The organism is Gilliamella sp. M0320, from assembly GCF_016101635.1.
GTDB classification, from domain to species: Bacteria; Pseudomonadota; Gammaproteobacteria; order Enterobacterales; family Orbaceae; genus Gilliamella; species Gilliamella apis.
In genome coordinates this window covers 53,286-66,373 of the sequence record NZ_JACFQD010000008.1, presented here as the reverse complement: position 1 = coordinate 66,373, position 13,088 = coordinate 53,286, and the positions used below count along the sequence as shown (strand labels likewise).

General features: G+C 35.7%; 13 protein-coding genes. 4 read left to right on the top strand and 9 right to left on the bottom strand.

Annotated elements, in window-relative coordinates; all coding sequences use genetic code 11:
• The first annotated feature begins 45 nt into the window (after positions 1-45).
• Positions 46-1,377 (top strand): CoA-disulfide reductase, encoded by a 1,332-nt coding sequence (locus H3T83_RS10150; RefSeq protein ID WP_198215688.1) that lies wholly within the window; start codon positions 46-48, stop codon positions 1,375-1,377.
• 134 nt (positions 1,378-1,511) lie between these two features.
• Complete coding sequence (locus H3T83_RS10145) at positions 1,512-2,933, top strand: cation:dicarboxylate symporter family transporter (protein WP_198215687.1); 1,422 nt, start codon at positions 1,512-1,514, stop codon at positions 2,931-2,933.
• Between the two features lie 87 nt (positions 2,934-3,020).
• Here the strand turns inward: H3T83_RS10145 and galU are convergent, their stop codons facing one another.
• The 6 genes from galU to H3T83_RS10115 form a co-directional block, all read right to left on the bottom strand.
• On the bottom strand, positions 3,021-3,935 hold the full coding sequence (gene galU / locus H3T83_RS10140; RefSeq protein ID WP_065651698.1) for a UTP--glucose-1-phosphate uridylyltransferase GalU: 915 nt from the start codon (positions 3,933-3,935) through the stop codon (positions 3,021-3,023).
• A gap of 22 nt (positions 3,936-3,957) precedes the next feature.
• Positions 3,958-4,452 (bottom strand): DUF2569 domain-containing protein, encoded by a 495-nt coding sequence (locus H3T83_RS10135; protein ID WP_086360334.1) that lies wholly within the window; start codon positions 4,450-4,452, stop codon positions 3,958-3,960.
• Positions 4,453-4,462: 10 nt separating this feature from the next.
• Positions 4,463-4,912 carry a hypothetical protein gene (locus H3T83_RS10130; protein ID WP_131798792.1) on the bottom strand — a complete coding sequence of 150 codons (450 nt, stop codon included), beginning with the start codon at positions 4,910-4,912 and terminating at the stop codon, positions 4,463-4,465.
• Between the two features lie 105 nt (positions 4,913-5,017).
• A complete protein-coding gene (locus H3T83_RS10125) occupies positions 5,018-5,167 on the bottom strand; it encodes an entericidin A/B family lipoprotein (RefSeq protein WP_065578372.1) in 150 nt (49 codons plus the stop codon).
• Between the two features lie 24 nt (positions 5,168-5,191).
• The gene (locus H3T83_RS10120; RefSeq protein WP_198215686.1) at positions 5,192-6,388 is read right to left on the bottom strand and encodes an amino acid aminotransferase; all 1,197 of its coding nucleotides are present in this window, start codon (positions 6,386-6,388) and stop codon (positions 5,192-5,194) included.
• Between the two features lie 265 nt (positions 6,389-6,653).
• Positions 6,654-7,037 (bottom strand): RidA family protein, encoded by a 384-nt coding sequence (locus H3T83_RS10115; RefSeq protein ID WP_034901712.1) that lies wholly within the window; start codon positions 7,035-7,037, stop codon positions 6,654-6,656.
• Between the two features lie 146 nt (positions 7,038-7,183).
• Between H3T83_RS10115 and ffh the strand changes: the two genes are divergently transcribed.
• Entirely contained in the window at positions 7,184-8,551 is a 1,368-nt protein-coding gene (gene ffh, locus H3T83_RS10110; protein ID WP_065578375.1) for a signal recognition particle protein, read from the top strand.
• Between the two features lie 69 nt (positions 8,552-8,620).
• On the opposite strand, the gene H3T83_RS10105 is transcribed toward ffh, so the two are convergent.
• Entirely contained in the window at positions 8,621-9,493 is an 873-nt protein-coding gene (locus H3T83_RS10105; protein ID WP_086356824.1) for an EamA family transporter, read from the bottom strand.
• 165 nt (positions 9,494-9,658) lie between these two features.
• Positions 9,659-10,642, bottom strand: a complete 984-nt coding sequence (ispB, locus tag H3T83_RS10100; RefSeq protein WP_198215685.1) for an octaprenyl diphosphate synthase — start codon at positions 10,640-10,642, stop codon at positions 9,659-9,661.
• Between the two features lie 155 nt (positions 10,643-10,797).
• Between ispB and H3T83_RS10095 the strand changes: the two genes are divergently transcribed.
• Positions 10,798-11,643, top strand: coding sequence for a TonB family protein (locus H3T83_RS10095; protein ID WP_198215684.1), 846 nt, complete (start codon positions 10,798-10,800; stop codon positions 11,641-11,643).
• 106 nt (positions 11,644-11,749) lie between these two features.
• Here the strand turns inward: H3T83_RS10095 and pepP are convergent, their stop codons facing one another.
• The gene (gene pepP / locus H3T83_RS10090; protein WP_232351154.1) at positions 11,750-13,063 is read right to left on the bottom strand and encodes a Xaa-Pro aminopeptidase; all 1,314 of its coding nucleotides are present in this window, start codon (positions 13,061-13,063) and stop codon (positions 11,750-11,752) included.
• Positions 13,064-13,088 lie beyond the last annotated feature (25 nt).

Here is a 13,088-nt window from a genome sequence, read left to right as displayed (position 1 = left end):
TAGGATGATAATTAAAAATTATTTGCGCTCAAAGGAGAATACTCGATGAAAATAATCATCATTGGCGCTCAAGCAGCTGGCGCAAGTGCCGCGGCTAAAGCCAGAAGAAAGGATCCCAATGCGACGATTCGCATCTATGAAAAATCAGATATTATTTCATTTGGTGCTTGTGGATTACCTTACTTTATTGGCAATCATTTTCAAGATGAAAATGAAATGATATCCAGAACACCAAATCAATTTGCAAAAGATGGGATTGAAATCAAAACGTTACATGAAGTTATTGCTATTAATGCAAAATTAAAAAAAATTAAAGTCAAAGATCTTAATACCAATAACTGTTTTGATGATGATTATGACAAATTACTTATTGCGGTTGGAGCAGTACCAATAATTCCGCCTTTAGAAAATCGCCAACTGGAAAATATTTTCACTTTACGTGATATATATGATGGTCTGGCAATAAAAAATGCCTTAACGAATCCACAAAATACCAATGTTGTAGTCATTGGTGCTGGCTACATAGGGCTTGAAGTAACTGAATCTTTAGTGGCATTAAACAAAAATGTAAAATTAATTCAATTAGATGAAAGAGTATTGGTCGACGCCTTCGATCCGGAACTTACCGAGATAATTGAAGAAAACCTAAAACAACATTGTGATTTACACCTACAAGAACGAGTACAAGGTTTCGAAGGTGTACAAAAAGTTACCCATGTTATTACCGATAAAGCTAAATATGCGGCGGATATTGTCATTATAGCTACAGGGGTAAAACCTAATAGCAAAGTATATAATGATTTAGAGCTTGAAACACTTAGCAATGGCGCTATTGTCATTGATAGTTATGGCAAAACTAATATTGCTGATATTTATGCCGCGGGCGACTGTGTCGCACTATATCATCGAGTTAGTCAATCAATGACTTATATACCATTAGCTACTGGCGCCAACAAACTCGGTAAGGTGGTTGGTGACAATTTAGCTGGCGGTAATAATCAATTCCCAGGAACCCTTGGCACATCAGCATTAAAAGTGTTTGATATTGAAGCTGGCCGAACAGGACTCACCGAACAGCAAGCTATCAAAGCAGGTATCCCCTACAAAACAGTGATAGTTAAAGATAAAAATCATAGTAACTATGTTGCAGGGCAAACTAGCGTTATTGCTAAACTGATTTATCACGCTGAAACTCGTGTTTTATTAGGTGGACAGCTTGCGGGTGGCAGTGGTGCTGCATTAAGAACCAATAGTTTAGCTACGGCTATTTGGGCAAATATGAAAATTGATGAATTAGCGATGATGGACTTTTTATATGCACCACCTTTTTCAAGACCGTGGGATATTTTAAATATCGCCGGAGGTATCGCTAAATAGAGTTTAAGCATAATAAATATTTGCTTAGTTATTAAGATTCAGAATGGGCAGTTGGGTTAATTTAAATGGTTAATCCAACCCCAAAACAGATTATTCAAAATTAATTTAATTTTATCCAAACGCTGGGGGTAAACATGTCAGATGCCATATTTCAGGGCACTTTTTTCGAAAAGTTCTTATCTATCACTCATTATCAAACCTTAATCGGCATTGGCTTATTACTGCTTTGCTTTTTCGCTATCATGCGGCCACTACAAACAAAAAAAGTTAATTTTTCCATTCGAATGTTAGTCGGATTGATACTTGGTGCCGTTCTTGGTTTAGGTATCCAAGCCGTAGCCGGTTTTCCTACTGACTCAGCAGTTTGGATGCAAGAAACCGCGACATGGTATGGTTTATTCGGCCGAGCCTTTATAGCCTTTATCCGCATGCTGGTTATCCCACTCATTTTCGTCTCAATTGTAAAAGTGATTATTGATTTTTCTGGTAAAGAAAATTTACCACAAATCGCATTTAGAGGTATTTTTTGGCTACTGTTCACTACAGCAATTGCCTGTATTATTGGAATTATTTTGGCTAATGTATTATCATTAGGTGAACTAAGTTCAACCTCAGCCAAAACTGCAATTGCCAAACAATATACCAATATCATCGATACATTTGTCAATCTTATTCCAAGTAATATTATTGCTTCTATGGTAAAAGAGAATATCGTAGGTTTAGTTATCTTTTCGGCATTAATGGGGCTTGCCGCTAACCGCATGGAAAAAAAGAATCCACAACCTATCGCTCTTTTTAAAACTTTTATTGAAGCGCTTTATAAAATCATCATGTCAATTGCCATGACGGTCATCAAATATATGCCTTATGCGGTAATTGCCTTACTTGCTCGTACCATTATTTCAAATGGCATACCTGCAATTATTGAAGTTTCAAGCTTTGTATTAGCGATTTACCTTGCAACCATATTAATGCTTGCAGTACATATCGTGATTGTGATGGTGCATGGTATTTCCCCTATCCTCTTTATTAAAAAGGCACTTGGCACATGGTTACTGGCCTTCACCAGCCGCTCATCGGTTGGAACATTACCAATGACGATTTCAACATTGACAGTCAGAATGGGGGTAAATACCGGTACCGCAAACCTAGTCGGATCGCTTGGTAGTACAATGGGTATGAATGGTTGTGCTGGCTTTTTCCCTGCTTTACTCGCGGTTATGGTTGCCCATATGGTTGGCATTAATACTGATATTCAATTTTACATTATGCTAGTAATTGTGGTAGTTATCGGTTCGATTGGCATCGCCGGTATTCCAGGTACGGCAACTGTTGCCGCTACTGTGGTGCTTTCTGGTATGGGGATGGCTGAGTACTTCCCATTAATCGGTATGGTATTAGCCGTCGATCCAATTATTGATATGGCGAGAACTTTAGCTAACGTATCTGGAGCAATGACCGCAGCAATAGCAACGGATCACGAGGTTGGATTAATGAATATGGATATCTACAACGATCCTAACGTGACCTTGGATAATGAACAGTCAGAAGTTTAATGATAAAAAATACACTTCCGATGAATTCTAAACAAATAGCAAAAGACGCCGATTGGCGTCTTTTTTACATCAGAAATAAAGATAAAATTAAATCGTTTTTAACCACGCTTTAACATCATCACCTAAGCTTTTATGACGCATTGCATATTGAACAAAAGTTTGGACATAACCTAATTTATTTCCACAATCATGGCTTCGGCCTTTAATGCAATATGCATCAACAGGATCTTCTGCAAGTAACATCGCAATTGCGTCAGTTAATTGAATTTCACCACCAGCACCTAATGGTGTTTTGGCTAATAAAGGCCAAATTTTTTCAGACAACACATAACGGCCTACCACAGATTGGTTAGATGGCGCATCTTCAATTGACGGTTTTTCAACTACACTATACATTTGTGTTACATTACCAGCTGATAGCTCCTCACCACGGCAGTCAACAATACCATAAGATGAAACAAGATCTTTCGGAACTGGCTCAACCATGATTTGGCTATGCTTAGTATCATGATAATTATGAATCATCGCCGCTAAATTATCTTGAGTAAGATCACTATCATACTCATCAATAATTACATCAGGTAACACAACAGCAAAAGGTTCATCACCAACTAAGGGATAAGCACAAAGCACCGCATGACCAAGCCCTTTAGCTAAACCTTGGCGAACACTTGTGATAGTGACATGTTTTGGTAGTATTCCTTGCACTTCTTGCAAGAGTTGACGTTTAACTCGGGCTTCTAACATGGCTTCAAGCTCGAAGCTGGTATCAAAATGGTTTTCAATCGAATTTTTAGACGAATGTGTAACAAAAATAATTTCAGTTATTCCTGCTGCAATACACTCTTTGACTACATATTGAATAAGTGGTTTATCAACCACGGGTAACATCTCTTTAGGAATCGCTTTGGTTGCAGGTAACATCCTTGTACCAAGACCAGCAACAGGGATAACCGCTTTTTTTACTTTTCCGTTTAAAGATGGTTCTAAATTTAATGACATTTTAATTCCTTAAAAAAATAAATTAACTAATAACATTGTTATAATTTTCCTCTCTACGATGTCCATTAACAAACGTGTTATAAACTCGCTTTGAATTAAGCATATAGGAAATGCAAATAATGCTCAAAATAATGTTTTTGGCTATATGAAACAAATCACGGCTTTCAATTTTAAATGAGGTAAATTGATGAGTAATAAACTGATCTAAAAGCATAAATACAATAACTAACAGTTCAAAACAAATCATCAAAGATGGAAATTTATAATTTTTAGTGAAAAAGAGATAAAGTAAGTAGATATTAAAAAAGATAATAATCAAATTCATACCAATTTCTAATGGATAAATCCAATTAAGATTTTCAATATAAAAAATAGAATTAGTAAGATTAGCCAATTTTATAAAGGTAATGCTACTATAAAGAATCAAAAATAAACTAGTGATACAACTCAAAAATAATCTTATCGCAACAACAATGAGCCAACCACCTAATCCTTTGAGAGTTAAGTTATCAGACATACAAATATCCTTAATTTAAAATAGATAAATCCTCAGATTGAATTAATGAAGGATTATCCCTGTCTTTAGCTAAAGAATCAATGGAAATATAGATAATCTGACAGTTTTCTAATACCGCTTCTTTGACCACAAATTTTGCCTTACGATCACGAGCTTCTTTCTGTTTAACACTGATATACAAATCGTCATAACCATCATCATACATTGATGCTCGTTCAAATATATTAGGACTCCGCCAAAATGTCTCTTTTGGATAATCGCGCTCAAAAGTTTGACCGGTTAATTTGCCTTTTAAACCAACATAACTTATTGGTAAATGATTACTCGCTCGACTTTGTGAGAGATAAATATGGGGATATTCTGTAAGATTGGGTTCAAGCTGGTTTAGCTTAAATTCAATACCAGAACGATTTTGATACTGGCAATTTTCCATTGTTAAAGGTGCAGTTCGAAAATTCAACGAACCACACCCTACAAGTAAAAATATAAAGAAAATATTAAAAATACGATACATCATTATTTATTGTTTACTTATAAAATATTTATAAGTAACTCCAGCTACTATTTACATCTTTTCACTAACATTTTCAGCAGTATTAGTAATTGCTTTACCGCCAGATTGAACATCTTTACCGACACCTTTAAACGTGTTACAACCAACTACCATTGTTGTCATCGCAATACTTACCATTAAAATAAATACTTTACGTAACATGTGATTCTCCTCTAGTTAGTCACATTATGATTTTATTGTGGCAAATGCTTCTGCTACACGATGTATATTATGGTGATTTAATCCCGCCACACACATTCTTCCGCTGCCCACCAAATAAACGGCGAAATCATCTTTTAGCTGTGTGACTTGCTCTTTAGAAAAACCTGTATAACTAAACATACCTCTTTGTTTAACTAAATAATCAAAATTTTGTGTCGGTACGGCTGTTTTTAATAAATCGACTAGCGTTGAACGCATGGTTACAATACGGTTGCGCATGGTTTGAACTTCTTGAAACCATAAAGTTTTAAGTTCGGCATTATTTAATACATATGACACTAACTGCGCACCATACGCAGCTGGACTGGAATAATTTCGACGAACGGTTGCTTGTAATTGGCCAAACACTCGGTTGGCCGCTTGGTTATCATCACATAATACGGATAATCCACCTACCCGTTCTCCATACAGTGAAAACGTTTTGGAAAAAGAATTACTAATCAAACCACATAATCCTTTCTCAGCGACTTTTTTGATTGCATAACTATCGCTTTCGATACTTTCACCAAAACCTTGATAAGCAATATCCATAAATGGGATAAGATCACGATTTTGTAAAACTTCAATCACTTTATCCCACTGCTGCTGAGTTAAATCGACGCCGGTAGGATTATGACAACAAGGATGTAATAGCACGATACTTTTAGCCGGCAAGCTATTTAATGTATCTAGCATAGCGTCAAATTTTACACCACAAGTTGCTGGGTCAAAATAAGGATATTTATTTACTTTAAAGCCTGCACCACTAAAAATAGCAATATGATTTTCCCAAGTTGGATCACTAACCCATACTTGCGAATTAGGAAAATAGTGATAAAGAAAATCAGCACCAACTTTAAGGGCTCCTGATCCACCTAGCGTTTGAATAGTCGCAATTCTTTTAGTTAGAATAGCAGGATTATCTTCACCAAAAAGCAGTGATTGAATTGCTTGGCAATAACTAGGTAAACCACTCATTGGTAAATAAAGTTGTGCACCTTGTTGATGTTGATAAATATAATCACGAGCCGTTTTAATACATGATAATTGTGGAACATGACTGTTTTCATCATAATAATAACCAATACTCAAATTAGTCTTATCTTGACGATTGTCATTATTAAATTCTGCGACTAATGACAAAATTGGATCACCCGCATACGACTCTACTTTTTCAAACATTTTTCCTACCTAATTAACCAATAAATAGCAATGTATAATTGTAGATTATTGCACCAACTTAATTGGCAATCAATCACAAAATAACAGTTTAAATATAAATAATTTTAGGCAAATAAAATCGACTGTTTAACAGTCTGATTCAGATAGAAAAACGTCATAATTGGTGACAACAAATAGGGATATTTAGCAAAAAAAGCCACCAAAAACCCTTTCCTCAACTTTTTTGCTTCATTAGCACCTCTTGGTGCTAATCACTTTGGCAAACTTATTTAACAGCAATAACTTCTATTTCAACTTTAGCATCTTTCGGAATTCGAGCTACTTGCACACAAGAACGCGCTGGAAAGCTTGCTTGATTTTCGGTAAAAAATGCTTCATAGACACTATTAACATCAGCAAAATCATTCATATCAGCTAAAAAAATAGTTGTTTTAACGATATTTTTAACTTGATAACCCGCCTCAGTAACAATTGCTTTAACATTAGCTAAACTTTGCTTAGCTTGTTCTTTCACACAAGTTGGCATCTCACCAGTTGCTGGATTAATTGGGATTTGACCTGATGCAAATAACATATTGCCCAAATCAATACCTTGCACATAAGGACCAATAGCTGCAGGGGCTTTATCGGTATTAACTACTTTCGCCATAGATAAATTTCTCCTTTTATTTATTATGACTCTCATTTCAACAGGAACACAATTTTGTGTCAAGTTATAACAAATTTATGAGCATGGGACTTCTGCAAATTTTCTGATATGATAGGTGATAATTTTTTCATTTGTTGAGAGTTAGTATGTTTGAGAATTTAACTGATCGTTTATCGCAGACATTCCGCAATATTAGTGGTCGTGGACGTCTGTCTGAAGATAATATCAAAGATGCACTACGTGATGTCCGAATGGCATTACTTGAAGCTGATGTTGCCCTACCTGTAGTACGAGAATTTATTAATCAAGTTAAACAAAAAGCCGTCGGTTTAGACGTGAATAAAACGCTAACCCCAGGCCAAGAATTTATTAAAATCGTTCAAGCTGAACTTACTGCAGCAATGGGTGAAGTTAATAGTTCACTTAACTTAGCTACTCAGCCTCCAGCGGTAATGCTAATGGCTGGTTTACAAGGTGCAGGTAAAACAACTAGCGTTGCAAAACTAGCAAAATTCTTAAAAGAAAAACAAAAAAAGAAAGTATTAGTTGTTTCTGCCGATGTTTATCGTCCCGCAGCAATAAAACAATTAGAAACACTTGCTAAAGCAATTGATGTCGAGTTCTTCCCATCAGATATCAATCAAAAACCGGTTGATATTGTTAATAAAGCAATTTCACATGCGAAATTACAATTTTTTGATGTACTGATTGTCGATACCGCTGGTCGATTGCATGTTGATAGCGAGATGATGGATGAAATCAAAGCACTACATGATGCAATCAACCCAATTGAAACGCTATTTGTAGTCGATGCAATGACTGGGCAAGATGCCGCCAATACAGCTAAAGCATTTAATGATGCCTTACCACTTACCGGTGTCATTTTAACTAAAGTTGATGGTGATGCTCGTGGTGGTGCAGCATTATCTATCCGCCATATCACCGGTAAACCAATTAAGTTTTTAGGGATGGGGGAAAAAACGGATGCATTAGAGCCTTTTTACCCTGACCGTATCGCGTCACGTATTTTAGGCATGGGAGATGTTCTCTCTTTAATTGAAGAATTACAGAGTAATGTTGATCGTGAAAAAGCGGAAAAAATCGCTAAAAAGTTAAAAAAAGGCGATAAATTTGACTTTAATGATTTTCAAGATCAGCTTAAACAGATGCGTAATATGGGCGGAATGGGAGCCATGCTGGCTAAATTACCGGGGGTAGGTCAACTACCGGATCATATTAAAGCGCAAATGGATGACAAAATCACCATCAAAATGGAAGCAATAATTGGTTCTATGACATTAAAAGAGCGAGCGAATCCAGAAATCATCAAAGGATCACGCAAACGCCGTATTGCAAATGGATCAGGAACACAAGTACAAGATGTCAACAAACTACTTAAACAGTTTGAAGATATGCAAAAAATGATGAAAAAAATGAAAGGTGGCGGCATGATGAAGATGATGCGTCAAATGAAAGGTTTAATGGGCGGAGGCATGGGTTTCCCACCGAGATAACGTTTTACTTTTCTCTTTCTTTCAATTCATTACTATCGCGCAGCTTGGCGCGATAGTATTTCAATAAACTTAATTCTCTCGATTTACTGCTTTAATTTTACTTGGCCGATGCATAGTTAATACCGTTCCAATCGATGAAACGATAATAAACATAATAGCCAACCATTGATAATGTGTTAACTGTTCGTGCAACACAATTAATCCGGAAAACGCCGCAAATACCGGTGACAAACTCATTAAGGTACTAAAAGTTTGGGCTGGTAAGCGTGGTAATGCAACCATATCAAGGCCATAAGGAATCGCTGACGCTAATAGAGAAACCATGAAAGCCAATGGCAAAATATCCAAGGAAAACATTGTACTACCACTTTGCCATACCCCAATTGGAAAGAGTAATACTGAAGCAACAATCGAACCGAGCGCAACACTTGGCGCACCATATATTTCGCCAGCTTTACGACCAAAAAGAATATAACCAGCCCAACAGCTTCCCGCACATAAAGCAAGTAAAAGACCAATCGGATCTAAGTCACTGCCTGCTTGATGAATAGGCAACAACATAACTAATCCAATTATGGCAATACCTAACCAAATAAAATCGGTTAATCGTCGACCGGAAAACATAGCCACCATAATTGGGCCTGTCAATTCAATTGCGACAGCAATACCTAAAGGAATACGAGAGATAGCATTATAAAAAGATAAATTCATGCAACCCATGGCAATACCATACAAAATAATATATTTAATTGCTGATTTTGAAATCTTTTTACGCCATGGTTTAAAGATTATGACCAATAAAATAGAGGAAAAAAATAAACGCCACGCAGTCATTGCTTCTGGTCCAAGTATTGGGAACAAATATTTAGCAAATGACGCACTTGATTGTACAGAAATCATTGATACAAAAATTAATAAAACTGGCCAAGATCTTTTGAACATAATAATAACCTTATTTGAACAATGGGATTGTTATAAAAAGGGAACAAACTGTTTGCATAACAGAATAAAATTCAATTTAAAATTTTCACCATCTATAGTAAAAACAGTGTTAATTAAACAAATTGTATAAATAATGTATTTAAAATTATCAAATAAACTTCACTGTTAGTTTTCCCTTTTTACTGATAACAATGCCAGATCTTGTAATGCTTTTTTATAAGGAGAATCTGGTAAAATTGAAATCACATTAAACGCTTTGTTCGCCTCTTGCTGGGCTATTTTTAAAGTAAATTCAAGCGATCCGCATGATTTCATCACAGCTAAAACATGCTCTAACAAATGACGACCATTTCCTTGTTCAATCGCTTGCCGAATTAAAGCCGCATCCTGCGCGTTAGCGTGATGCATAGCATGTAATAGTGGTAATGTCGGTTTACCCTCATTAAGATCATCACCCAAATTTTTACCCAATTTTTGATTACTATCGGCACTATAATCTAATAAGTCATCAATAATTTGAAAAGCAGTACCTAAATATTTTCCATATTCTTGCAAGGCAAATTCTTGTTCTGGAGTTGCTTCAGCAAGAACCGCTGCGGAATGAGAAGTCGCTTCAAATAGTCTTGCTGTTTTACGATATATGACTTGTAGATATTGTTCTTTAGTAATATCAGGATCATTACAATTAAGTAGTTGTTGAACTTCACCTTCTGCAATAACATTTGTGGCTTCAGACATAATTTGTAATACTTTAAATGATTCGGTACGAACCATCATTTGAAAAGAACGAGTATAAATATAATCGCCCACTAGAACACTAGCAGCATTACCAAATAATGCATTAGCTGTTGATTTTCCTCGCCGTAAATCTGACTCATCAACAACATCATCATGCAATAAGGTTGCAGTATGAATAAATTCGATAAAAGCAGCCGTTATAATATGTTTATCACCCTGATAATTCAGTGCTTTAGCAATGAGCAAGGCAATGATTGGACGAATACGTTTACCGCCACTACTAATAATGTAATTACCTAATTGATTGATTAATACAACATCAGAGCTAAGCTCTGCTTGTATTGCCTGATTAACCTTCACTAAATCTTCTTGTACTAGATCGAGTATTTGTTTTATCGATAGATTATTCATCAGTCTAACCGCTACAAATGAGAGATATTTACTTACTATTATCTGATAAATATTTTTATGCAACAAGTTATTGATAAATCATATTTAAAAAAATGCTACAAATGATAAGCATTTTCATTTAGAATACACACCCTAAGGGAAAAATTATTACTGTTATGAAGATCAATTTTGATATAGATATCAACACAGAAAAAGAGCCGCAATCATCTGCTACAAGTAAGCAAAAGGATGATTATATATATGTATTTGCATCTGTTGCTGTGATATCTCATCTACTTTTATTAGGATTATTATTTAGCTCGGCGTTGTTCGCAAATAATATCATGATTGATGAAGGTGATGATTCAATTAAAGCCGTAATGGTTGACCTTACTCAGTTAGCAGCCCCAGAACAATCATTAGTTGAAAATACGCCTGATATTCAAGGTGCTGAAAACAGTGAAATCATAGATAATAAACCTATTGAAGAGCAACCCGTTGAGCCTGTTGTAGAACCTGAAGTTGTTAAAGAAGAAACACCTGAGCCAACACCGGAAAAAGAACCCGAAAAACCTACTGTTGAACCGGATAAACCAACAATAGTAAAACCAGAACCAAAACCGAAACCAAAAAAGAAAAAGCCACCTACACAAAAAGCTTCTCATCAACAAGTTAGACAAGAAGCAATTAGTGATAATACGGCAAAAACATCAGTAGCACCTAAAATCTCTGATAGTCAGCAATATTCGGGCACTCCAACACCGATTAGCCGAAATCGCCCAGAATATCCAAGAAGAGCACTAGACATGCGCTTAGAAGGTCATGTTATTGTCATGTTTGATGTAAATAGTGAAGGGCGAGTTGAAAATATTAGAATTATTGAAGCTCAACCCAATAATATTTTTAATCGCTCAGTGATCACAGCAATGAAAACATGGAAATACAAACCAATTGCTGGTAAAGATATCAAAATGAAGATTATCTTTAATCGTGATAGTTCAATTAGTTTAGGTAACGGCTAAACTGACATTTATCAATCAATAACTATCATTCAATAGTATTTATTTAAAATAAAACTTAATGGTGCTAATCTTAATTTATTGATTAGCACCTTACTTGATCATAAGTTTATTTATTGATTTGCATTAACTTCTCAATTTGTTGAGGATCTTTAGGCACCATTGCGGTTAAAACTTCATTGCCTGAATCAGTAATTAAAATATTATCCTCTATACGGATGCCGATTCCTTTATAACGCTCAGGAACATGGGCTTCTTGATTAATATAGAGCCCTGGTTCAACCGTTAACACCATGCCTGGAGCAAGGATACGATCACGATCGCTACCGACATCATGCACATCAATACCTAGCCAATGTCCTAAACCATGCATATAAAATGCCATGTAAGCTTTATTTGCAATTAACGTCTCGATATCGCCCTGCATAATGCCAAGTTTAACTAAACCTTCAACCATAATTCGAATAATTTGTTGGTTTACTATTGATATTGCAGTACCTGGTTGTAATAATTTGATTGCCGCGTATTGTGCGGTTAACACAATGTCATATATTTCACGTTGTGACTGATTAAATTTACCATTTATAGGAAATGTACGGGTGATATCACCGGCATAATATTGATATTCACAACCAGCATCAATTAAGACTAAATCGCCATCTTTCAATTGGTCACTATTATTTTCATAATGCAATATACAACCATTATTTCCCCCACCAACAATAGTGTTATAGGACGGCCAACGAGCACCATGCCAAGCAAACTCATGTAAAATTTCCGCTTCTAACTGATATTCATACCAACTAGACTGACATTTTTGCATTGCTCGAATATGTGCCTTAGCACTTATTTCACAAGCCTGGCGTAAAATGGCGATTTCATATTCAGACTTAAACATCCGCATTTCGTGAACGATTGGTCGCCAATCAATAACAATGCTTGGCGCTGAAAGTTTGAATCGACCGCCTTGCCGTAGCGTATTAAGCGTTTTTTTAATTATCTCGTCAGCATAATGATATAGCTGGTCAGCATAATAAATAGCTTTTTTACCATTGATTAAATTAGGCAAAACCTCATCAATCTCATCAAAAAGATAGGCTTCATCTACTAAAACTTTTTCAAGTGCAGCTTGTTGACCTAACCGATATCCGGTCCATGTTTCCGCTAAAGGATCCTTTTTACGGTTAAATAATATGTATCGAGCCTGATTATCAGATTCCTTTATTACCGCCAATAGTGCTTCTGGCTCGGCAAAAAAAGTAAAATACCAAAAATCACTATCTTGCCGATAAGGATAGTGAGTATCATTGCTTCGCGTAACCTCTGGTGAAGCAAAAAACAAAGCGATACTATTTGGCTCCATTTGTGCCAATAATTTATTTCGTCGCGCTAAAAGTTCTGTTTTGCTATGCATATCTACCATAACTTGCACCTTAAAAATCAATGAT

Bases quoted from the DNA above. Each gene is read 5' to 3' on its own strand.
- H3T83_RS10150 (WP_198215688.1), top strand. From the start codon at position 46: ATGAAAATAATCATCATTGGCGCTCAAGCAGCTGGCGCAAGTGCCGCG.
- H3T83_RS10145 (WP_198215687.1), top strand. From the start codon at position 1,512: ATGTCAGATGCCATATTTCAGGGCACTTTTTTCGAAAAGTTCTTATCT.
- galU (WP_065651698.1), bottom strand. From the start codon at position 3,935: ATGTCATTAAATTTAGAACCATCTTTAAACGGAAAAGTAAAAAAAGCG.
- H3T83_RS10135 (WP_086360334.1), bottom strand. From the start codon at position 4,452: ATGTCTGATAACTTAACTCTCAAAGGATTAGGTGGTTGGCTCATTGTT.
- H3T83_RS10125 (WP_065578372.1), bottom strand. From the start codon at position 5,167: ATGTTACGTAAAGTATTTATTTTAATGGTAAGTATTGCGATGACAACA.
- H3T83_RS10120 (WP_198215686.1), bottom strand. From the start codon at position 6,388: ATGTTTGAAAAAGTAGAGTCGTATGCGGGTGATCCAATTTTGTCATTA.
- H3T83_RS10115 (WP_034901712.1), bottom strand. From the start codon at position 7,037: ATGGCGAAAGTAGTTAATACCGATAAAGCCCCTGCAGCTATTGGTCCT.
- ffh (WP_065578375.1), top strand. From the start codon at position 7,184: ATGTTTGAGAATTTAACTGATCGTTTATCGCAGACATTCCGCAATATT.
- H3T83_RS10105 (WP_086356824.1), bottom strand. From the start codon at position 9,493: ATGTTCAAAAGATCTTGGCCAGTTTTATTAATTTTTGTATCAATGATT.
- ispB (WP_198215685.1), bottom strand. From the start codon at position 10,642: ATGAATAATCTATCGATAAAACAAATACTCGATCTAGTACAAGAAGAT.
- H3T83_RS10095 (WP_198215684.1), top strand. From the start codon at position 10,798: ATGAAGATCAATTTTGATATAGATATCAACACAGAAAAAGAGCCGCAA.
- pepP (WP_232351154.1), bottom strand. From the start codon at position 13,063: ATGGTAGATATGCATAGCAAAACAGAACTTTTAGCGCGACGAAATAAA.